Source organism: Bradyrhizobium sp. SZCCT0153, assembly GCF_018129995.1.
Taxonomy (GTDB): Bacteria; Pseudomonadota; Alphaproteobacteria; order Rhizobiales; family Xanthobacteraceae; genus Bradyrhizobium; species Bradyrhizobium japonicum_G.
Genome location: NZ_JAFCKS010000014.1, coordinates 13,640 through 35,600, shown reverse-complemented (window position 1 = coordinate 35,600; position 21,961 = coordinate 13,640). Strand labels below are relative to the sequence as shown.

The 21,961-nt window shown below is 64.0% G+C and carries 19 protein-coding genes; 12 read left to right on the top strand and 7 right to left on the bottom strand.

Annotation, left to right across the window (positions count from 1 at the left end; genetic code table 11):
- The first annotated feature begins 90 nt into the window (after positions 1-90).
- The 3 genes from JQ572_RS33260 to JQ572_RS33250 all read left to right on the top strand — a co-directional run bounded on the left by JQ572_RS33260 (position 91) and on the right by JQ572_RS33250 (position 2,780).
- The gene (locus tag JQ572_RS33260; protein ID WP_211387062.1) at positions 91-1,116 is read left to right on the top strand and encodes an FUSC family protein; all 1,026 of its coding nucleotides are present in this window, start codon (positions 91-93) and stop codon (positions 1,114-1,116) included.
- A gap of 110 nt (positions 1,117-1,226) precedes the next feature.
- Positions 1,227-2,216, top strand: a complete 990-nt coding sequence (locus JQ572_RS33255) for a Bug family tripartite tricarboxylate transporter substrate binding protein (protein WP_211387061.1) — start codon at positions 1,227-1,229, stop codon at positions 2,214-2,216.
- Between the two features lie 138 nt (positions 2,217-2,354).
- Positions 2,355-2,780: a hypothetical protein gene (locus JQ572_RS33250; RefSeq protein ID WP_211387060.1), complete on the top strand. Its 426-nt coding sequence runs from the start codon at positions 2,355-2,357 to the stop codon at positions 2,778-2,780.
- A gap of 33 nt (positions 2,781-2,813) precedes the next feature.
- Here the strand turns inward: JQ572_RS33250 and JQ572_RS33245 are convergent, their stop codons facing one another.
- Positions 2,814-3,782: a helix-turn-helix domain-containing protein gene (locus tag JQ572_RS33245; protein WP_211387059.1), complete on the bottom strand. Its 969-nt coding sequence runs from the start codon at positions 3,780-3,782 to the stop codon at positions 2,814-2,816.
- A 513-nt stretch (positions 3,783-4,295) separates the two neighbouring features.
- On the opposite strand from JQ572_RS33245, the gene xoxF5 reads away from it, so the two are divergent.
- The 7 genes from xoxF5 (at position 4,296) to JQ572_RS33210 (ending at position 12,175) form a co-directional block, all read left to right on the top strand.
- The gene (gene xoxF5 / locus JQ572_RS33240; RefSeq protein ID WP_211387058.1) at positions 4,296-6,098 is read left to right on the top strand and encodes a lanthanide-dependent methanol dehydrogenase XoxF5; all 1,803 of its coding nucleotides are present in this window, start codon (positions 4,296-4,298) and stop codon (positions 6,096-6,098) included.
- 110 nt (positions 6,099-6,208) lie between these two features.
- Positions 6,209-6,697, top strand: coding sequence for a c-type cytochrome, methanol metabolism-related (locus tag JQ572_RS33235; protein ID WP_211387116.1), 489 nt, complete (start codon positions 6,209-6,211; stop codon positions 6,695-6,697).
- Positions 6,698-6,758: 61 nt separating this feature from the next.
- Positions 6,759-7,868, top strand: a complete 1,110-nt coding sequence (locus JQ572_RS33230) for an S-(hydroxymethyl)glutathione dehydrogenase/class III alcohol dehydrogenase (protein WP_211387057.1) — start codon at positions 6,759-6,761, stop codon at positions 7,866-7,868.
- A 33-nt stretch (positions 7,869-7,901) separates the two neighbouring features.
- Positions 7,902-8,465 (top strand): S-(hydroxymethyl)glutathione synthase, encoded by a 564-nt coding sequence (gene gfa / locus JQ572_RS33225; protein ID WP_211387056.1) that lies wholly within the window; start codon positions 7,902-7,904, stop codon positions 8,463-8,465.
- Positions 8,466-9,092: 627 nt separating this feature from the next.
- Positions 9,093-9,545, top strand: coding sequence for a (2Fe-2S)-binding protein (locus JQ572_RS33220; RefSeq protein ID WP_211387055.1), 453 nt, complete (start codon positions 9,093-9,095; stop codon positions 9,543-9,545).
- 1 nt (position 9,546) lies between these two features.
- The gene (locus JQ572_RS33215; RefSeq protein ID WP_211387054.1) at positions 9,547-11,859 is read left to right on the top strand and encodes a xanthine dehydrogenase family protein molybdopterin-binding subunit; all 2,313 of its coding nucleotides are present in this window, start codon (positions 9,547-9,549) and stop codon (positions 11,857-11,859) included.
- A gap of 55 nt (positions 11,860-11,914) precedes the next feature.
- Positions 11,915-12,175, top strand: a complete 261-nt coding sequence (locus JQ572_RS33210) for a hypothetical protein (RefSeq protein ID WP_211387053.1) — start codon at positions 11,915-11,917, stop codon at positions 12,173-12,175.
- Between the two features lie 90 nt (positions 12,176-12,265).
- Here JQ572_RS33210 and JQ572_RS33205 read toward each other — a convergent pair whose 3' ends face one another.
- From JQ572_RS33205 to JQ572_RS33185, 5 genes are all read right to left on the bottom strand, one after another.
- Complete coding sequence (locus JQ572_RS33205) at positions 12,266-14,005, bottom strand: methanol/ethanol family PQQ-dependent dehydrogenase (RefSeq protein ID WP_211387052.1); 1,740 nt, start codon at positions 14,003-14,005, stop codon at positions 12,266-12,268.
- A 117-nt stretch (positions 14,006-14,122) separates the two neighbouring features.
- Positions 14,123-14,776: a QcrA and Rieske domain-containing protein gene (locus tag JQ572_RS33200; protein WP_211387051.1), complete on the bottom strand. Its 654-nt coding sequence runs from the start codon at positions 14,774-14,776 to the stop codon at positions 14,123-14,125.
- A 265-nt stretch (positions 14,777-15,041) separates the two neighbouring features.
- Positions 15,042-15,506 carry a group III truncated hemoglobin gene (locus JQ572_RS33195; protein WP_211387050.1) on the bottom strand — a complete coding sequence of 155 codons (465 nt, stop codon included), beginning with the start codon at positions 15,504-15,506 and terminating at the stop codon, positions 15,042-15,044.
- 137 nt (positions 15,507-15,643) lie between these two features.
- Positions 15,644-16,555, bottom strand: a complete 912-nt coding sequence (locus JQ572_RS33190; RefSeq protein ID WP_211387049.1) for a 3-hydroxybutyryl-CoA dehydrogenase — start codon at positions 16,553-16,555, stop codon at positions 15,644-15,646.
- A 193-nt stretch (positions 16,556-16,748) separates the two neighbouring features.
- Entirely contained in the window at positions 16,749-18,227 is a 1,479-nt protein-coding gene (locus tag JQ572_RS33185; RefSeq protein WP_211387048.1) for an FAD-binding oxidoreductase, read from the bottom strand.
- A gap of 614 nt (positions 18,228-18,841) precedes the next feature.
- Here JQ572_RS33185 and JQ572_RS33175 point away from each other — a divergent pair.
- Positions 18,842-19,540, top strand: a complete 699-nt coding sequence (locus tag JQ572_RS33175) for an ABC transporter permease (protein ID WP_211387047.1) — start codon at positions 18,842-18,844, stop codon at positions 19,538-19,540.
- On the opposite strand, the gene JQ572_RS33170 is transcribed toward JQ572_RS33175, so the two are convergent.
- Positions 19,514-20,323, bottom strand: a complete 810-nt coding sequence (locus tag JQ572_RS33170) for an ABC transporter substrate-binding protein (protein WP_211387046.1) — start codon at positions 20,321-20,323, stop codon at positions 19,514-19,516. The two genes, JQ572_RS33175 and JQ572_RS33170, sit on opposite strands and share 27 nt — an antisense overlap.
- A gap of 366 nt (positions 20,324-20,689) precedes the next feature.
- Between JQ572_RS33170 and JQ572_RS33165 the strand changes: the two genes are divergently transcribed.
- Positions 20,690-21,745, top strand: coding sequence for a hypothetical protein (locus JQ572_RS33165; protein ID WP_211387045.1), 1,056 nt, complete (start codon positions 20,690-20,692; stop codon positions 21,743-21,745).
- Positions 21,746-21,961 lie beyond the last annotated feature (216 nt).

The window sequence follows — 21,961 nt, the reverse complement described above, 5'->3', positions numbered from 1 at the left end:
CAGCGAGAGCGTGGCGGCCGGCGCCACGCTCGAGTAGCGACGTCATTTCCGTGCTATAGGTGGCGCTTCACGCGACCCCTTTGGTGCCCTGTGAACTCCCCGACCATCCCCTCAGCCGCAGGTCTGCGCGATCTGCTCTCCCGGGAAATCAAATCCGGCGAACTCGTGCGGGCGCTGATCGTCGTCGGTCCGATGGTCGCCGCCTACTTTATCGCGCGCGAAACGGCGCTGCTGAATCTTGGGTTGATCGCGGTCTCGCTGCTCATCCCCGCGCTCAGGCTGCACCTGCCGCCAAAGGTCATAGCGTGGCATTATCTCGCCGTCCTCGTCACCTTTGCCGTGCTGTTCCTCGCAGGCCCCGTCAAGCCGCTGTTCGCAGTTCTGACGGGGCTCGCGGGATTCCTCGCGGTCGCGGTGACGCGCCATGGCGAACATTTCCGCACGCTCGGAAATTGGGTGTTCATCCCCGCCGTGTATCTTGCCTGCGAGGTGCGGGAGGGCGTGAGCGCCTCCGAAGCGATGCGCCATGCCGGCTTGATCATCGTGTCCTCTCCGATCGCGCTGGGGCTGGTCTGCGGCATCCGGATTTACGACCAGCGCCAGCGCAGGGACGCCGCGGCGACGTCGTTCGGAGCGCCCGCCGCAGAGTGGTTTCTGCCTGCAACGGCAACCGCCATGGCGGTGTTCGCCGCGGCGGCGTTGGTCGAGATCCTCGATCTCGCGCAGGGACAATGGGTGATGTGGTCGGCCGCAAGCGTCGTGGTCGGCGATCTCGCGGCGTCCACCGGCAAGCTGAAGCAGCGGGCGATCGGCGCGGTCGTCGGCGTGCCGCTCGGCTTCCTCGCCGGTGCCGTGCTGCCGCAAAGCCGGGTCGGTTATGCGCTTGCGGTGCTTGCGGCCACCCTCACGCTGATCTCGTTCTCGCGTTACATCGTCGGCTTCGGCCTGCGCTGCTTCTTCATCGCGCTGGCCGCTTCCTTCGCCGGCGGCGCCAGCGGCATCGCGGAGGAGCGCATCGTCAACGTGCTGATCGGCGGCGCCTTCGGCCTCATTGCGGTGGCCCTGACCGAGATCGTCTGGCCATGGATCGCGCCAAAGGCACGCTCGCCCGGGTGACGGGCAAACGGGCACCGCACCGCCTCGTCCAATGCGCCAATCTGTCTCGCCTGCCGACCATGGCGGGGACGACCTGATGCAGTAGGTTCGGCAAAAATCAGGAGGGAATCATGTCCGCAAAATTCGACCGCCGCCACTTCGTCGCCGCCGGTACCAGCGCACTCGCGATGCCTTTCGTCGCGCGCAGCGTCTCGGCGCAGGCGGCGTGGCCGTCGCGGCAAATTCGCATGATCTGTAGCTATCCCGCCGGCGGACAGACCGACCTGCTCGCGCGCGCCTACGGCGAATTCATCTCCAAGCAGGTCGGCAAGACCGTCGTCGTCGAGAACAAGCCCGGCGCCTCGGGCGCGATCGGCACGGCGGAGGTCGCCCGCGCAGAGCCCGACGGCCACACCATGCTGTGCTCGATCTCGACCACCTACATCATGAACCGCGTGGTAATGAAGAATCCGGGCTACGACATGGACAAGGATCTGACGCTCGTCAGCGTCATTCCGGGCGCCGGCCTGCTGCTGGTGGCGAACCCCAAGACCGGCGTCAAGACGCTGGAGGATTTCGTCGCCTTCGCGCGCAAGAGCGGCAAGGTCAATTTCGGCACCTATAGCGTGGGCTCGTCTCCGCACATGACGATCCACGAGCTCAACAGGCAGTACGGCCTCTCGATCGAGCCGGTCCACTACCGCGGCGAAGCTCCGATGTGGACGGGCATGCTGGAGGGCACGCTCGATGCGGCGATGGGCAGCTTCACTGCTGCGCAGTCGGTCCTGCAAAGCGACCGCGGCACCGTCTTCGCGGTCCATTCGAAAAAGGTCGATGCGATCCCGAACGTGAAGACGTTGCCCGAACAGGGCGCGACGGCGAAGTTCTTCACCGTCAGCGGCTTTTCCGGCTGGGCCGTGCCGAAGGCGACGCCGCAACCGGTCGTCGACCGCCTGGCGGAGCTTTGCGTTGCCGCCAACAACGATCCGAAGGTGAAGGACGTCCTCGCGACCTTCGTGCTCGAACCCGCGATCGGCTTCAAGGAGACCAATGCGTTGTATCAACGCGAGCTGCCGATCTGGATCGAGAGCGCGCAGTCGCTCGGTCTCGAGCCGGCCTGAACCTCGGGTGACGCCGCCGGGCCCCCTCCTGCGTTGCCCGGCGTCCAACCAAAGCCTAGTGTCGAAAGCCCATTCTTCCGCTATGATTTGGCAGCGCTGGCGTGAGATATCAGCGCACGGACGAGAAAGGCCGCTCGCATGACACCGGATGGCGTCGCCGTAGCCGTCATGATCATTCTGCTGTTTCCGATGGGCTATTTCACGCTGGCTTCGCCCGCTTTCCTGCTGGTGAAGCTGGACATCCAGCCCGTCGCCCAGTTGCTGCGCGGAATGTTCAATGCCCATTTTCTGGTGATGCGCGTCGCCGGAATCATCGGAACGGCAGCGTTCCTGCTCGACGGTCGCCTGGTCGCAGCGATCGGCGTCGGCCTGATTGCAGCCCTGGCAATCTGGGGACGCCGCTGGTTCATGCCGCGGATGGACGATCAGCTCAGCGCGAGTGACGCAGGCGATGCCGAAGCCCCGCGTCGGTTGCGGCGGCTGCATTGGAGCGGGATGTTGGGTAACGCGGTCCTGCTCGTCGCTCTGCTCGCCAGCATTCCCTACATCGCCGTATCGGCGTGAGCGAGTCGGCGGGCGGCCGCAGCGAGCGCTCGCCTAAAGCTCGCCCGAGGCCGCAGCACCCTGCTGCGCCTTGTGGATCGAGGACGGCACCACGCCGAAATATTTCCGGAACACCCGGCTGAAATGCGATGAGCTGGAGAAGCCCCAGGAGAACGCGACGTCGGTGATGGTCTTGCCGGCGTGGGCCTCGAGCTCCTGACGGCAGTTCTGCAGGCGCGCCTGCCAGATGTAATCGCTCACCGTGGTGCCGCGCTCGGAGAACAGCATGTGCAGATAGCGCTTGGAGCAGCCGAGCTCGGCGGAAATCTGGTCGATGCACAGGTCCGGATCGCGCAGGTGCTCCCGGATGAAAAATTGGGCACGCACATACATCGCCTCCGGCCCGACGCGATCGAGCATCGTGTCGGCCTCGCGCAGCGGCAGCAGCAAGAGATCGATCAGCGAATCAGCAACGCCGACCGCGCTGTTGGCCGACAGCTTCGCCGCTTCGTCGAAGGTGGCATGAACGAAATCATGCGCAATCCGCCCCGTCCCCGTCCGCGAGGACAGCTTGCAGGCGGGCATCCGCTGCGACGGGAATCCGCGGTCGCGGAGCAGCGCCTTCGGCACGATCACCACGTCATGGCGCGTGAAGGCGGGGCTGATGATCGAATGTGGGCATGAGACGTCATAGGCGATGATGTCGCCCGGGTTCAGCTCGATGTGACGGCCTTCCTGCTCGAAATAAGACACTCCGTAAGTCTGGAAATGAATCTTGATATACGGATGTTCATTGGTCTTGGCGCGCGCCAGCGTGTGCGCGATGCGGTGCTGGCTCACCTCGATCTGGCAAAGCTTCAGGCGCGACACGGAGGTGTAGTCGATGCGGCCTTCGAGCGAGGACGCTTCCAGCGGATCGACGTCGAAATGCCCACACAGGCTCGTCAGCCCGTCGATCCAGCTCTGGATCTGCCGCTTCGGCGTCATGCCGGTCGTCGAGAGCTTGTGAATTGTGTCGGACATTAATCCAGCCACTGGTTTGATCCGGAGATTCTCCGCGAATCGCGACCAGCGCTGCCGGAGCCCTCAGCCGAGATTGCGTGACGTTTACCTCGATTTTGAGCGATCTTCTAGAACGAGCGCCATCGTTCCATTGCCACCCTTGAAACTTAATCCTCCGCCTTAGTCGCAGCGCCGTCAAGGGGAACCTGAGCGTTGAAGGTAGTCCCAACGCGATGCAGAAGCCGCTGAATTCGCTACTGCAAAATCAAAATCTTCGCGTCCGTGCGCTGTCAAGCAAACCGGCTTCTCTCTTGGGCAAGTTTCCCGATGACGAAGTCGTTAGGGATTGCGGCAGGAACAACAAGAACGGGCCGCCCTGCACGTGGACCCGTGGCTCTCATCAGGAGGACAAAACACCACAGCATCGTTTCTGGTCCCAATCGTGACCGCCCTGCACGAGCAGACGCCGGACGAGAAGCCCGGTGATTGAGCAATGCTTCGGAAACAATAAACAATACCAACGGAGGAATAACTATGCGCAAGGTGCTACTGGCGACCCTTCTTGGCTCCGCGGCGGCTCTCGCCGTCGGCGGCGCTTCAGCCAACGACGAGCTGATCAAGATGTCGCAGAACCCAAAAGACTGGGTGATGCCCACGGGCGACTACGCCAATACCCGCTTTTCCAAGCTGAACCAGATCAACGCACAAAACGTCGGCAAGCTCCAGGTCGCCTGGACCTTCTCGACCGGCGTGCTGCGCGGCCATGAAGGCGGCCCGCTGATCATCGGCAACATGATGTACGTCCACACGCCGTTCCCGAACAAGGTCTACGCTATTGACCTTTCAAACGAGAACAAGATCGTCTGGAGGTACGAGCCGAAGCAGGATCCGAACGTCATCCCGGTGATGTGCTGCGACACGGTCAACCGCGGCCTGTCTTACGGCGACGGAAAGATCTTCCTGCATCAGGCCGACACCACCCTGGTCGCGCTCGACGCCAAGACCGGTCAGGTTGCATGGTCCGCGAAGAACGGCGATCCCAGCAAGGGCGAGACGGGCACGTCGGCACCGATGGTCGTCAAGGACAAGGTGCTGGTCGGCATCTCCGGCGGCGAGTTCGGCGTTCAGGCCCACATGACCGCTTACGACATCAAGACTGGCAAGGAGGTCTGGCGCGGGTACTCGGAAGGACCGGACAACCAGATCCTGGTCGACGACAAGACCACCGCGCTCGGCAAGCCGATCGGCAAGGACTCGAGCCTCAAGACCTGGCAAGGCGATCAGTGGAAGATCGGCGGTGGTGCCACCTGGGGCTGGATCTCCTACGATCCCGAGTTGAACCTCGTCTATTACGGGTCGGGCAATCCCTCGACTTGGAATCCGAAGCAGCGTCCCGGCGACAACAAATGGTCGATGACGATCTGGGCGCGTAACCCGGACACCGGCGTTGCCAAGTGGGTCTATCAAATGACCCCCCACGACGAGTGGGACTACGACGGCGTCAACGAGATGATCCTGTCGGATCAGTCGATCAACGGCCAGCCGCGCAAGCTGCTGACGCACTTCGATCGTAACGGTCTCGGCTATACGCTCGATCGTGCCACCGGTGAGCTCCTGGTCGCCGAAAAGTACGATCCGAAGGTGAACTGGACCTCCGGCGTCGACATGGACAAGAACTCGCCGACCTATGGTCGTCCGAAGGTGCTGGACGCAGCTTCGACCGACAAGGCGGGCGAGGACCACAACGTGAAGGGCATCTGTCCGGCCGCGCTCGGCACCAAGGACGAGCAGCCGGCAGCCTACTCGCCGGACACGCAGCTGTTCTACGTTCCGACCAACCACGTCTGCATGGACTACGAGCCGTTCAAGGTGAGCTACACCGCGGGCCAGCCCTATGTGGGTGCGACGCTCTCGATGTATCCGCCGCAGGGTGAAACCCACATGGGCAACTTCATCGCCTGGGACGGCAAGACCGGCAAGATCGTCTGGTCGAACAAGGAGCAGTTCTCGGTCTGGTCGGGTGCGCTCGCAACCGCCGGCGGCGTGGTGTTCTACGGCACGCTCGAAGGCTACCTCAAGGCAGTCGATGCCAAGTCCGGCAAGGAGCTCTACAAGTTCAAGACTCCCTCCGGCATCATCGGCAACGTCACGACCTATGAGAACGGCGGCAAGCAGTATGTCGCAGTGCTCTCCGGCGTGGGCGGCTGGGCCGGCATCGGTCTGGCGGCAGGTCTGACCGATCCGAACGCCGGTCTCGGCGCCGTCGGCGGCTACGCGGCCCTCAGCAACTACACGGCACTCGGCGGTACGCTGACCGTGTTCTCGCTGCCCAACTAGGCCTGTTCAGCATCGCTCCGGCGCGTGGATCAACTCCACGCGCCGGCTCGTCTCACCGAACGCCTTCCGAGGAAAATCTCTTGCGTAAAATCTGCTCTGCCATTGCCGTGATGTTCTTGGTCGCGTCCGGGGGAATCGCCGTCGCGGACGGCTCCGGTGACCCGACTGCCGTCAAGCAGAACGAAACCGGCGAATGGCTCGATAAGGAAGGCAACCCGACCTACAAGGTCACCGACGGATCCGTCGACTGGTACACTTATTCCGGATACCGCCGCTATCACTCGGACTGCCATGTGTGTCACGGCCCGGATGGAATGGGTTCGACCTACGCCCCGGCACTGAAGGATTCGCTGAAGACGATGAGCTACGCCGATTTTCTCGGCGTCGTCGCCTCCGGCCGCAAGAACATCTCGACCGCCGCAGAGAACGTGATGCCGGCCTTCGGCGATAACCCGAACGTCGCCTGCTACATGGACGATCTCTACGTCTATCTGCGCGCCCGCTCCAACGAGGCCTGGGGCCGCGCCCGACCGAGCAAGCACGAGGACAAGTTGGACACCTATACCAAGAACGAAGATTCGTGCATGGGCAAGAAGTGAACGTGCGGAGCCCGACCGGGACCCGGGTCCTGGCGCCCTGCGAGAATTCAAGGAGTTTACGATGAAGACACGTGCCGCCGTCGCTTTCGAAGCCAAGAAGCCGCTCGAGATCGTCGAGGTCGATCTGGAAGGACCGAAGGCCGGCGAAGTCCTGGTCGAGATCAAGGCGACGGGCATCTGCCACACCGACGCCTACACGCTCGACGGCTTCGACAGCGAAGGAATTTTCCCGTCGATCCTGGGCCACGAGGGCGCGGGCATCATCCGCGAGATCGGTCCCGGCGTGACCTCGGTGAAGCCGGGCGACCACGTCATCCCGCTCTACACGCCGGAATGCCGGCAGTGCAAAAGCTGCCTCAGCCAGAAGACCAATCTCTGCACCGCGATCCGCGCGACGCAGGGCAAGGGCGTGATGCCCGACGGCACCAGCCGCTTCTCCTACAAGGGCAAGCCGGTCTACCACTACATGGGCTGCTCGACCTTCTCGAACTTCACGGTGCTGCCGGAGATCGCGGTCGCCAAGATCCGCGAGGACGCGCCGTTCGACAAGAGCTGCTACATCGGCTGCGGCGTCACCACCGGCGTCGGCGCCGTCGTCAATACCGCCAAGGTCACGCCTGGCTCCAACGTGGTCGTGTTCGGCCTCGGCGGCATCGGCCTCAACGTGATCCAGGGTGCCAAGATGGCCGGCGCCGACAAGATCATCGGCGTCGACATCAACGATTCCAAGGAGGATTGGGGCCGCAGGTTCGGCATGACCGAATTCGTCAATCCCAAAAAGATCACGGGCGACATCGTCCCGCATCTCGTCGCCCTCACCGACGGTGGCGCCGACTACACCTTCGACTGCACCGGCAACACCACGGTGATGCGCCAGGCGCTGGAAGCCTGCCATCGCGGCTGGGGCACCTCGATCATCATCGGCGTCGCCGAATCCGGCAAGGAGATCGCCACCCGCCCGTTCCAGCTCGTCACCGGGCGCAACTGGCGCGGCACCGCCTTCGGCGGCGCGCGCGGCCGCACCGACGTGCCGAAGATCGTCGACTGGTACATGAACGGAAAGATCCAGATCGATCCGATGATCACCCACGTGCTCAAGCTCGAGGAGATCAATAAGGGCTTTGACCTCATGCACGAGGGCAAATCCATCCGTTCAGTCGTCGTGTTCTAACTCGAAAGCGTCACCCCCAAGGAGGATCGACCCATGACTGTTGCACTCCATCCCTCGATCGATAACGGCCTCAAACAGGGCAGCGGCAGCTTTGCCGGCGGCACGCTCGCCTGCAAATGCAAGGACCACCAGGTCAAGATCGGCATCAAGGGCGACGTCGCGCACAACCACGCGTGCGGCTGCACCAAGTGCTGGAAGCCGCAGGGGGCGACGTTCTCCGTCGTCGCCGTGGTGCCACGCCAGAACGTCACCGTGCTCGAGAACGGGGACAAGCTCCAGATCGTCGATCCGTCGGCGGTGATCCAGCGCCACGCCTGCAAGGCCTGCGGTACGCACATGTACGGCCGCATCGAGAACAAGGGCCACCCGTTCTACGGCCTCGACTTCATCCATCCCGAACTGTTCCAGGAACAGGGCTCGCAGGCGCCGCAATTCGCCGCCTTCGTGTCCTCGGTGATCGAAGCGGGCGTGAAGCCGGAGCAGATGTCCGGTATTCGTTCGCGCCTGAAGGAAATCGGTCTCGAGCCCTATGACTGCCTGTCGCCGGCGCTGATGGACGCGATCGCGACGCATGTGGCGAAAGCCAAAGCCGCCTGAGCAAGGCCGCCTGACGTTTGCCGCGCCCGTCCGGCTCGCTGGTCCGCCAGCGAGCCGGACGGGTCCGGTCCCGGGACAATCGCGGCGCGGTGCCGCCGCTTCTCCACTCTGCGCATGCGAGGGCCCATTGGTTCCCTCAGTGGCTCCCTCAGTCCTGGTCCCTGAATGACTACGCAGGGCCGCCGGCTTCCTGCTTGAAGTCCGCGGCGCTTGCGTTTCTCCCTCCCTCGACTGAGGCATCCTGCTTCGTCCGCACAGGTCTTCTGGCGGACGAAGCTTTTTTTGTTGTGCCCATTGCGACCGGCGCGCGCGGAGCGAAGCCGCGCCCTGCTTTTGACAAACCTTCGTTGCAATCTTTTCCATCGAAAACACCCGGCTGTGAACGCCGGACCGAGGCGGTCTCTGCTACGACCGCTTCGTGACGATGCCGCGCGAAATTCAATAATCAAGAACAAGACGGGAGGTATCGAGCACATCCAACATCGCGATTCGCATTCCTTTTTCCTGCCGGGATCTGCCCACGCGGGATGACGGCCGGAATGCGCGCGCCACGACGCAGCAGGCATCGAACCGACCGACGTCGGAGAACATCGAAATCGGCAAGCTTATGAAGAGCGAGGGACGATCATGATCAAGGTGAAGATCAACGGCCAGGAACAGAGCTGGGACGGCGACCCGGATCTCCCGCTACTCTGGTTCCTGCGCGACGAGGCCGGACTTACCGGCACGAAGTTCGGCTGCGGCCAGGCCCTGTGCGGCGCCTGCACCGTCATCGTCGACAAGGAGGCCGTACGCTCCTGCATCACGTCGATCAACGACGTCGCCGGGCGCGAGGTCACGACGATCGAAGGACTGCATCCGAACGGCGATCACCCGGTGCAGAAGGCCTGGCGCCAAGTCAACGTTCCCCAATGCGGCTTCTGCCAGGCCGGCCAGATCATGCAGGCGGCGGCGCTGCTGATGGACAACCCGAAGCCGTCGCACGACCAGATCCGCGAAGCGATGTCCGGCAACATCTGCCGTTGCGGCTGCTACCAGCGCATCGAGAATGCGGTCCATCTCGCATCGACGGGAGTGTGACATGAATTTCATCGACAACCCCGGGAAGCTTCGTGGCTTCGAAAAGAATATCCGTGTCGAAAAGGTCTCGCGCCGCAGCATCCTGAAGGGGCTCGGCATCACCGGCGGCTTCGTGCTCGCGGCGCCCGTGATGTCGCGCCAGGCGTTCGCCTATGAGACCGGCGCCGGCAAGATGCCGCACGGCGTCGTGATCGATCCTCGCGTGTTCGTCGCCGTTGCGCCCGACGGCACCGTCACCATCCTCGCGCACCGTGCCGAGATGGGCACCGGCGTGCGCACCAGCCTGCCGCTGATCGTTGCCGAGGAGATGGAGGCCGACTGGGCCAGGGTGAAGGTGGAGCAGGCCCACGGCGACGAGGTCAAGTTCGGCAACCAGGACACCGACGGCTCGCGCAGCACGCGGCATTATCTGATACCGATGCGCCAGATCGGCGCCTCCGCCCGCACCATGCTGGAGCAGGCCGCCGCCAAGCGCTGGGGCGTGCCGGCGACCGAGGTCAAGGCCGTCAATCACGAGGTCGTCCATGGCGCCAGCGGCCGCAAGCTCGGCTTCGGCGAACTCGCAGCCGACGCCGCCAAGGAATCGGTGCCGAGCATCGAAGGCCTCAAGCTGAAGGACCCCAAGGACTTCCGCTATCTCGGCAAGGGCCAGGTCGGCATCGTCGATCTCCACGACATCACCACCGGCAAGGCGCGTTACGGTGCCGACGTGCGTCTCCCCGGCATGAAATACGCGGTGATCGCGCGTCCCCCGGTGACCGGCGGCAAGCTCGTCAAGTTCGATCCTGATGCCGCATTGAAGGTTCCGGGGGTCGAGAAGGTGATGCAGGTCCGCGGCTGGCCGTGGCCGTCGAAATTCCAGCCGCTCGGCGGCGTTGCCGTGATCGCGCGCAACACCGGCGCAGCGATCAAGGGCCGCGACGCGCTGAAGCTGACCTGGGACGACGGTGCCAACGGCAAATACGATTCCGTCGCCTATCGCAAGGAGCTCGAGGAAGCCTCGCGCAAGCCGGGCCTCGTGGTGCGCCAGGAAGGCGACGCCGAGGCGGCCCTGAAGGGCGCGGACAAGGTGCTCGTCGGCGAATATTATCTGCCGCATCTCGCCCATGTCAGCATGGAGCCGCCGGTGGCGGTCGCCGACGTCAAGGGTGACAAGGCGGAGATCTGGGCGCCGGTGCAGAGTCCCGGCGGCACCCGCGAGGACGTCGCAAAAACCCTCGGTATTCCCGAGGGCAATGTCACGGTCAACGTCACCCTGCTCGGTGGCGGTTTCGGCCGCAAGTCGAAATGCGACTTCGCGCTCGAGGCCGCACTGCTGTCGAAGGAGCTCGGCGCGCCCGTCAAGGTGCAATGGACGCGCGAGGACGACGTCCGCCACGACTTCCTGCACACGGTCTCGGTCGAGCGCATCGAGGCGGGGCTCGACAAGAGCGGCAAGGTGATCGCCTGGCGTCACCGCAGCGTGGCCCCGAGCATCGCCTCGACCTTTGCCGCGGGTGAAAAGCACGAGGCGCCCTTCGAGCTCGGCATGGGTCTGGTCGACATGCCGTTCGAGATCGCCAACATCTCTTGCGAGAACCCGGAAGCTGCGGCGTTCACCCGCATTGGCTGGTTCCGCTCGGTCTCGAACATCCCCCGCGCCTTCGCGGTGCAGTCGATGGTGGGCGAGATCGCGCATGCGACCGGCCGCGACCAGAAGGAGACGCTGCTCGCGCTGATCGGCAGCCCGCGCATCGTCAAGCCGGCCGTGAAGGACATGTGGAACTACGGCGAGCCCTTCGACAGCTATCCGATCGACACCGCGCGCCTTCGCAAGGTGGTCGAGCTGGTCGCCGAAAAGGGCGAATGGGGCCGTCAGGTGCCCAAGGGCCATGGCCTCGGCATCGCCGTGCACCGCAGCTTCGTCAGCTACATCGCGACCATCGTCGAGGTGGCCGTCGACGACAAGGGCAAGCTGACGGTGCCACGGGTGGACACCGCGATCGACTGCGGGACCTATGTCAACCCCGAGCGCATCGCCTCGCAGATCGAGGGCGCGGCGATCATGGGGTTGAGCGTTGCCAAATACGGCGAGATCACCTTCAAGGACGGCAAGGTGGAGCAGAAGAATTTTGACGACTTCCAGGTCGTCAGGATCGACGAATCCCCTACGGTGACCAACGTCCACATCGTGCCGCCCGGACCCGACACGCCGCCGAGCGGCGTTGGCGAGCCCGGAGTTCCGCCGTTCGCGCCCGCGCTGATGAATGCGATCTTCGCAGCGACCGGAAAACGCATCCGCTCGCTTCCGCTCGGCAAGCAATTGGAGGCCTAAGACGGAACATAGAACGGCCTCGCGCCGTTTCCATCGATCTGACAGGAGCAGATCGATGACCAACACCTCAAAGGCGCTCGCAGTCTCATTGCTGTCGGGCGCCTTTTTCATGACGACCGCAGGCGCATTCGCCCAGAGCAGCACGACGCCCCCGACGACGGCAACGCGCCCGACCGCGCCGGACCAGACCTCGGTACCCAACGCCGCCGCCCCGCCCGCCTCGACCACCCAGACCACCGGGCAGAGCAGCACCGATCCGAAGGTTCAGGAGATGAACCAGAAGGAGAAAGACAAGGTCGACCGCCAAGGCAAATGAACCACGGTCGCGCAAAGCAAAATGCGGCGGACGTTGCCGTCCGCCGCATTTGCCCCCAGATGCTCCGCCGTCTTCGATCCGCCGCGGAGCTTATTTCTTCAGCGCGAACACCCAGACCACACCGCCCTGCGGCACGTTGGCTTCGATGCCGATATTGTTGGTCACGAGCGCATCCTGGATACGCTGCGCGTCCACGCCCCAGCCCGACTGGATCGCGATGTACTGGGTGCCGTCGATCTCATAGGACACCGGCATGCCCATGATGCCGGAGTTGGTCTTCTGCTCCCACAACAGCTCGCCGGTCTTGGCGTTGAAGGCGCGGAAGTTGCGGTCGTTGGTGCCGCCGACGAAGACGAGATCGCCCGCCGTCGCCGTCACCGAGCCGAACAGCTGCGACTTCGGGAAGTTGTGCTGCCACACCTTCTTGCCGGTGGCGGGATCCCAGGCCTGGAGCTCGCCGAAATGATCGGCGCCGGCCTTCGCCTTCAAACCGATGTCCTCCGGCTTGGTGCCGAGCCAGAGCTCACCCGCCTTGAGCGGGACCTTCTCGCCGGTGAAGCCGCCACAGAAATTCTCGTTGGCGGGTACGTAGACGAGGCCGGTCTTCTGGCTGTAAGCCGCCGAAGGCCAGTCCTTGCCGCCCCACAGTGAGGGGCAGAACTCGACGCGCTTGCCGATGACCGGCTTGTGCGCGGGATCGACGATCGGCCTGCCGGTCTCGGCATCGATGCCCTTCCAGACATCGGTCGAGACGAACGGCCAGCCGGCGACGTAGTTGATCTTGGTCGGCGTGCGCTCGAGCACCCAGAAGATCGCGTCGCGGCCGGGATGGACCAGGCTCTTGATGCTGCGGCCATCGCGCTGCAGGTCGATCAGCATCGGCGCATCGACCTCGTCCCAGTCCCAGGAATCGTTCTGGTGATACTGGTGATAGGTCTTGATCTTGCCGTTGCTCGGATCGAGCGCGAGCACCGAGGAGGTGTAGAGATTGTCGCCGGGATGCGTCTCGCCGGGCCATGGCGCGGCGTTGCCGACGCCCCAATAGATCGTCTTGGTGTCCTTGTCGTAATTGCCGGTCATCCAGGCCGATCCGCCACCGGTCTTCCAGTCGTCACCCTGCCAGGTGTCGTGACCGGGCTCACCTTCGCCGGGAATGGTATAGGTCCGCCACAGTTCCTTGCCTTCCTTGGCATCGAAGGCGGCGACATAGCCGCGCACGCCGAGTTCACCGCCGGAGCCGCCGACGATGACCTTGCCGTCGACGATCAGCGGCATCAAGGTCATGTACTGACCCTTCTTGTAGTCCTGCACCTTGGTGTCCCACACCACCTTGCCGGTCCTGGCGTCGAGCGCGACCACGTGGTCGTCGGTGGTGGCGAGATAGAGCTTGTCCTCCCACAGACCCACACCGCGATTGGTCGGATGCAGCTGGAACAGGTCGTCGGGGAGCTGCCGCTTGTAGCGCCAGTATTCATCGCCCGTCCTGGCGTTGATCGCGATCACCTGCCCCATCGGGGTCGTCACGAACATCACGCCGTTGTTGACGATCGGCGGCGCCTCGTGACCTTCGACGACGCCGGTGGCGAAGGTCCAGACCGGCGTCAAGTTCTTCACGTTGGAGGTGTTGATCTGGTCGAGCGGGCTGTAGCCCTGCCCGTCATAGGTCCGCCGGTAAAGCATCCAGTTGGCGGGCTCGGGATTTTCCAACCGCTGCGCCGTGACCGGAGAATAATTCTCGATCGGGCCTGACATGGCAGCGGTCGAGGCAAAACACGTGAAGGCGACGAAGCCGGACAGTAACCACTGCTTCCTGGTCGTGGACGTTTTCATGGACGTTCCCCTTTTTCATCCGCGTGAATTCTTGTTTTGAATTCTTGTCGTTCGTCCCGTCGTCCGCCCCTCGGCGGATGCGGCCTCTCGTGACGCGGGCACAACCCGCACCGTCCATCATCCCGGCTGCGCGCCACCTACCTTTCCGATGAAGTTGCCGGCGACGCTGAGCGAGCCGTCAGCCAGCGCCAGCGGCAGCGCCGCGAGCCGTCGCGGCGCCGGCCCGAAGACGACCTGCGCGCCCGCGCGAGGATCGTATTCGGAGTTGTGGCACATGCACTTGAACACCTCCTTGTCGCCGACATCGCTCTTCACCCAGGCCGTGACGGGACAGCCGGCATGCGAGCAGATTGCCGAATAGGCGATGACGCCGCCGACAGCGCGCGCTTTCGTCTGCTCGTCGAGCTCGGCGGGATCGAGCCGGATGATCAGGATCTCGTTGAGGCGCGAGGCGCTGCGCACGACCGATGTCTTCGGGTCTTTCGGCCAGGCATGTACCGGCGGTCCGCCGGCCGACAGATCGGCCGCGGTGACGAGCTTTCCCTCCTGATCGCCTTCGGAGAAGACGAGCAGATCGCCTTTCTGGGGCCGTTCGTCGGAACCGGGCGGATCCTCGCCCGCACGGACTTGCGGGGCACAGCCAAGGCAAGCGGTAGTGGCCAGCGCACCAATCAGGAGCGCCCGCCGCGTTTGCTCCGCGCAGGCGTCAGCTTTGGTTTCCGCTGTGTCGTCGGAGGATGAAGAGGATGTGTTGAACGATGCACTCGACATGTCTGCAAGCAGGCGCTGGAACTCTGCCGAAAAAAAGGCGGAGATTTTTCGCCGCAGTGCATCAATACGACTTTGCTCGCGCTGATTGAATGCGAACACGCGCATTCACGCGCTTATTTTCAATTGCAACGTCACGCTGCGCGACCGGCATGATGATTTTGCAGATCAGACCGATGCTCTCGGCATTGGTGCAATGCGCCACCACGCATCGCGATGTCGGCGACAACAATACGGCTGCGCGTTTCTCAGGCAGGCATTTTGTATTCTAGGAGCGGAGCACGTGACGCGGCGAAGCGATGCGACCGGCAACGGTTGCCGATGCCATCTCGAAACTGTCGGCGATGCGGCGCGCCCTGTCGATGAACAGTGCGGCCGCCGGAGGCGGACAGATCTCGCGCGCAGTCTGTTCGAACAGATCGAGCCAGCGGTCGAAATGCTCCCCGACCAGGCTCAGCGGCATATGCGCACGCATCGGCGAGCCGTGGTAGCGGCCGCTCATCAGCACGACCGACGACCAGAAATCCCTGAGCTTGGCCAGATGCTCGTCCCAATTCTGCACGATCGCGAAGACCGGCCCCAGCAGCGCATCCTCGCGGACGCGACCATAGAAGCGGGTCACGAGCTCTCCGATCATCTCTTCGGTGATCCCGGTGCGCTCGATCGCGTTCTGGGTCAACAGGTTGCGGCGCGCGGCCGCCGCCTCGCGCTCGGCCTTCAGTCGATCCGACATGTTCTTTGTTGTCCGTTCCGTTGTTCCGCAAGCCGCCCACTCGACATTGTCGGGCCAATTGCGCGCGGCGTCCTTGTCGCAGCGCAAATTGCGGGATCAGGCGGCGGGCACAAAGCGCCCCGCCGCCTGCGCCATCGTCAGGCGCTGTAGGTGTAAAAACCCTGCCCGGTCTTGCGGCCGAGATGGCCGGCATCGACCATTTCCTTGAGCAAGGGGGCTGGACGGTATTTGGGGTCGTTGAAGCCTTTGTAAAAGACCTCCATCACCGACAACATGGTGTCGAGCCCGACGAGATCGGCCAGCGCCAATGGCCCGATCGGGTGGTTACAGCCGAGCTTCATGCCGGCGTCGATCTCTTCGGCGGTCGCGATCCCTTCCTGGAGCGCGAAGATCGCTTCGTTGATCATCGGGCACAGAATGCGGTTGACGGCGAAGCCGGGGCTGTTCTTGGCCGTGATCGCCACCTTGCCGACGCGCTGGGCGAAATCGAGCGCCTTGGCGTGGGTGTCGTCGGAGGTCTGCAGGCCGCGGATAAGCTCCAGCAGCGCCATCACCGGAACCGGGTTGAAGAAATGCATGCCGATGAAGCGGTCAGGGCGATCGGTCGCTGCGGCGAGCTTGGTGATCGAGATCGACGACGTGTTGGTCGCGAGCAGCGTGCGCGGCGACAGCGTGGCGCAGAGGTCTTTCAGGATCTTGACCTTGAGCTCCTCGTTCTCGGTCGCGGCCTCGATGACGAGGTCGCAATCGGCGAGCTTGGCACGGTCGGTGGTGCCGGTGATGCGCTTGAGGGTCGCATCGCGGTCGGCCGCCGACATCTTCTCCTTCTTGACCAAGCGCTCCAGGCTGCCGCCGACGGTCGAAATCCCGCGGTTCACCGCCGCATCGGAAATATCGACCATCACGACCGGGAGCCCGGCCGCGGCACAAATTTGCGCGATCCCATTTCCCATGGTCCCTGCCCCGATGATGCCAACGGTCTGGATCATTGCCTCATATCCCTTCTCATCCTTGCGGCCGTGCCTGCACCGGCCCCATTGTTCCTGCATCAGGGTCTAACACCGCCGCCGGGCGGGTGCGACCTGATCCTGCCCCTTCCTTAAAGCATCCGGGACGGGAATAAAGCGGCCCTTCGGTCGTGAACGGCCATGATTTGGCGCCCTTGCGGACCGGTTACGGGCCGTATCACGCCCCCAAAGGGCGCCAGGGATGGGGGACCAGCGGGGACCCTGCCGGCTCACCTCAGGTGAGACGGAGCACCTTGCCTGGATTCATGATGTTCTTGGGGTCGAGCGCCCGTTTGATCGTGCGCATGACATCGAGTTCGGTCCTGGAGCGATAGTGCTGGAGCTCGTCGAGCTTCTCGATGCCGATGCCGTGCTCCGCCGAGATCGACCCGCCCATGGAGGTGATGAGGTCGTTGACCACCCGTGTGATCGCCGCGGAATACTGGGTGAGGGTATCGCGATCCATGCCCTTCGGGCCCATGAAGGAAAAATGCAAATTGCCGTCCCCGATGTGGCCGAGCGGATAGGGGCGGATCGTCGGCAGGATTTCGAGCACGGCGCGGAGACCCTTGCCGATGAACTCGGGAACCCTGGAGACCGCGATCGACACGTCGTAGCTCAGGCCCGGCCCCTCGGCGCGCGATGCCTCGGCCACGCTCTCGCGGATGCGCCACATGTTGCGCGACTGGGCTTCGGTTTGCGCGATCACCGCATCCAGCACCCGGCCCGCCTCGATCTGGTCGGCCAGGAATTGCTCCATCCTGTCCGACATGCCCGCGCCGCCGTCCTGCCGCGACCGCGCCGACGACCATTCGAGAAGAAGATACCATTCGGTCTCTGCCTTGAGAGGATCCTGGATGCCGGGAACGTGGCGAAGCACCATGTCGGTGCAGGCGCGGTTCATGAGTTCGCACGAGCCGACGTTATCGTCGGAGGCAGCATGTGCCTCCGACAGGAGCTCGATCGCCGCGCTGGGATCGCGGATCGCGAGCCATGCGGTGCACACGTCCTTCGGCGCGGGCCAGAGCTTGAGCACCGCCTTGGTGATGATGCCGAGCGTACCTTCCGCGCCCATGAACAGATGCTTGAGATCGTAACCGGTGTTGTCCTTCTTGAGCGCGCGCAGGCCATCCCAGACATCGCCGTTGGCCAGCACGACCTCGAGACCCAGCACCAGATTGCGCGCGTTGCCATAGCGCAGCACCTGCACGCCACCCGCATTAGTGGACAGATTCCCTCCGATCATGCATGAGCCCTGGGCACCCAGGCTGAGCGGAAACAAGCGGTCATGGTGCGCGGCGGTGTCCTGAAGCGTCTGGAGGATGCAGCCCGCCTCCACGGTCATGGCGTAGCCGACGGGATCGACGTTCAGCACGTGGTTCATGCGACCGAGCGACAGGAGTATCCCGCGGTGCGCGGGCCATGGCGTGGCACCACCCATCAGGCCGGTGTTGCCGCCCTGCGGCACGATGGCAATGCCGTTGTCGTAGCAGAGCTTGACGACAGCGGAGACTTCCGCGGTGCTGGCTGGTCGCACGACCGCCCCTGCCTGCCCCACCAGTTCGCCGCGCCAGTCGGTCACGAAGGGCTTCTTGTCGTGCTCGTCCAGGACCAGGCCCTTGTCGCCCACGATGGCCCGCAAGCGGTCGAGGACGGCTGGCGTCACGGGCACGGTCGGAATGGAGGGAGCGATGGGAAGGACTGCACCCGGCATGTGTTCCTCTCTTTGCGGCTCTTCTGCGCAGCCTTTCGGCGCGTCGGCCTTCAATCTTGTTTTAATTCTAGGCGTTGCACGATGAGCCTATCACGAAGATCGCCCTGGCGGGAACGTCGCCGACCGCAGTGCATATGCGGATCTGCTTCGAATGCCGAACGCAAGCGCGCTCCGAAATTTCAGGAACGGTCGGCCCCCGCCATCGACTTCGTCCGCTGGTCGGCGGAGAACGGAAGGCCGCAGGCGGAGACGCTCAACTACGTGCCGCTGCCGACTGCCTTGATCGACCAGATCGAACGCTATTGGCAGCAGAGCATCGGGGCAGCCCCGACGGTCTCGGCATCGGCCAGCGTCGAGCGCTGAGGCGCAAGCCGGACGCTGCCCTCTGCGGACTCTGATTTCCGGCTAAATTCGGTTTCCAAACCGCGCCACGCGAGTATTCTGTGATTGGCCTGCTGCAGGGAAGGCAGGCGGAGCCGCAAAGGGCCTGCGGAATGCGACCGCACCGCCGCTTTGCACCAGGATACCCGCAAGGAATTAGACGTGAAACATCTCCGCAGTCCCGAAATCGACGCCCCCAAGATGGTCTGGCGGGCGCCGACGTTCAGACACGGATGAACGACTTCGCACGCTCCATCGCTGCCGCCTTCACGCTGATTGGCGAGGCCGACGCCGAGCTTCTGGGCATCGTCGGGCTGTCGGTCCGCGTCAGCCTGACCGCTAGCATCGTCGCGCTCTTGATCGGCGCGCCGTTCGGGGCCCTGCTTGCGATCGCTCGTTTTCGCGGGCGGCAGGTCATCATCGTGCTGACCAATGCCCTGCTTGGTCTTCCGCCCGTGGTGGTCGGGCTTGCGCTTTATCTTCTGCTGTCGCGGTCAGGCCCGCTCGGGGCAGCCGGGCTGTTGTTCACGCCGGCGGCCATGGCGATCGCGCAGACGCTGCTCGCCACACCAATCGTGGTGGCGCTGGTGCACCGGCCGGCGAGCCTGCTGTGGGCGGAGTATGGCGACCTGGCGCGGATCGACGGACTGTCGACGCTGCGCAGCATGGCGCTGCTGCTCGCGCTGGGCCGGACCTCGCTGCTGACGGCCTTTCTCGCAGCCTTCGGGCGCGCGATCGCCGAGGTCGGCGCCATCATCATCGTCGGCGGCAACATCCGCGGCTTCACGCGCACGATGACGACCGCGATCGCTCTGGAGACCAGCAAGGGGGACCTGCCGCTGGCGCTGGGGCTCGGATTGATCCTGCTCGCGCTCAGCGTTGCCGTGTCGACCGTCGCCTTCCTGCTAGTGGGACGCGTTGGGGAAAAATAGCTGCTCGCCGCCGACCTTGTAGCCGGCGATCGCCTCCTGCCCCTTCGGCGAGACCAGCCAGTCGATGAAAGCCTGCCCGTCCTGCGCCTTCACGTTCGAATGCTTCGCGGGATTCACCAGCATGACCCCGTACTGGTTGAACAGCCGCTTGTCGCCCTCGGTCAGGACGGCAAGCTCGCCTCGATTCTTGAATGACAGCCAGGTGCCGCGATCCGACAGGAGATAGGCATTCGACGACGACGCCATGTTCAGTGCCGGCCCCATGCCCTGGCCGATCTCGCGATACCAGCCGTCCTTGCCCGCACCGAGGTCGACACCAGCCTCCTTCCACAGCCTCAGCTCGGCAGCATGCGTGCCGGATTTGTCCCCCCGCGAGATGAACGTCGCCTTCGCCGCCGCGATCTTGCGCAACGCCTCGGCAACATCCTTGCCGCCGGCGATCTTTGCAGGATCGCTCTTCGGCCCGACAATGATGAAGTCGTTGTACATGACGTCGAAGCGCTTCACGCCATGCCCTTCGGACATGAACTTGTCTTCGGCCGGCCTGTCATGAACGAACACCACGTCGGCGTCACCACGCCGCCCGATGTCTAGCGCCTGGCCGGTGCCGACGGCAACCACCTTCACATCGATGCCCCCGGCTTTCGAGAACAGCGGCAGCAGGTAGCCGAACAGGCCCGACTGTTCCGTCGACGTCGTCGAGGCCACGGTGATGGTGCGATCCTGCGCGGATGCGATCGTAGACCAGAGCAGAACCGCCCCGAGGGTGATTATCCTATTCATGCCTCGTCCTTACCCCAGATGCCCGATGTTCCAAACCCTATCGTCGACAGAGGCGTGCGGGAAACCCCGACATTCGCCGCAACGCGCCTGGTCATGATCCTCGCGACGCTCCCTTACCAGGAACGTCCGCCCCGCGCGCAAGTTGTCACAAGGTCATTCGCGTCGGCGGCACTGCACCGTGGTCGCAGTCGCACGGGAGAAGACAAGCCCGCGCGCGATGTAGGCGTCGATGTTCTGCAATTGGTCCCACCTACATTGACATCAGTGTGACGGCCGGGGCAGTTTTTTGTATTGTTGGCGAATCAGCGATTGCCTCACGCCCGAGTACCTCTTGGACAACTGCCAGTGCTTTCGAGACTGATATCGTTGCTGCGCCGCATCCCTGCGGTGAAATGGGCGTTCACGAAGCTACGGCCGTTGCCGCACGGCGGCAGCATCGACACCGGGCAGATCGCGGCAGGCGATTCGCCCGCCATCGTTGCCGACATTACGATCGTGACTCCGGTTGCCGAGGACGGCACTGCGATCTCTCTCGTCGCGGAGATCCCGTCGGCAGCGCCAATCCAATTCAGCGTCAGCGGCGATTCATCCGTGGAGACACCGACAGAGGTCGAGAGGGTCGTCGCGGAAAAGCTGTCTGTCACGCCGGTCGAAGCCACTGAACCCACAAGCAACGATCCGCCTGTGGAACTCTCGACATGCGTTGCCCCCGTCGTCGCGGAGGAGGCACCGGTCTCGTTGATCGACCTCGAACACGCAGTGGACGATGCTCCCGTTGTCACCGTCAACGACGATCTCTCCTCCGACGTCGTCGTGGATGTCGAGCCCATCGTCGTCGATCACTCGCGTGTCGCGCATGCAGGCAGCGAGGTCTCTCCGATCGGGCACGGTGCAGACAGTGTCGATGGTTCCCCGTCCCCCCTCGTCGCAGCAGAGATCGAACCGGTCCCCGCAAATGATCTTGCGCCGGTCGCTGCCACCACGGAGAACTCTTCTGCCGACACGCCGGACGTCATCACGAATATCGTGCCGGAGCCGGTCCTTGAGTCTTCCGCTCCCGAGATTCGCAGTGCGCCGAAAGCTCGCGCGAGAACCGCAGAACCCGCCGACCGCGCCGCGCTGATCCGGCAGCGCTGGGCGGAGACCGGGATCAGAATGTGGAATCCGCGGCTTCACGGCGCAGGCGATGCCACGCTGAACATCCAGGGCAGCGTCGGGCTGCTGCCGCCCGCGCCCGGCGAGACCATGCCGCGCTACGACAAGCTCGAATTCAGGATGCTCGGCGGGCAGATCGTCTGCGAGGGCGTCATCGTCGAGGCTCCCGCGCAGGCGAGCCATCGCAGCTTCACCCACCTCGCCGAGCCCGCGAAGCTCGAGCGGGCCCGCGAACCGATACGGGAGCGCCAGGCCGCTCTCGCCTGATCCTTCTTTTCCTCGGTGATGATGCGCGCGATGCTCCAGGCTTCCCGGTGCTGACGAGTCTTCCTTGGCTCGCCTTTGGCGCAAACTATGGCCAGCCGCCTGCCCGCGGTCAAACGTCAACCGGCTGAGTGGCCGCAATGGCCGCCATGCTCAAATCGTAGAGGCACCGTTATTCCGCGCATGCCGTGAACTTTTCCGGACATGTGGGGCGTTGCT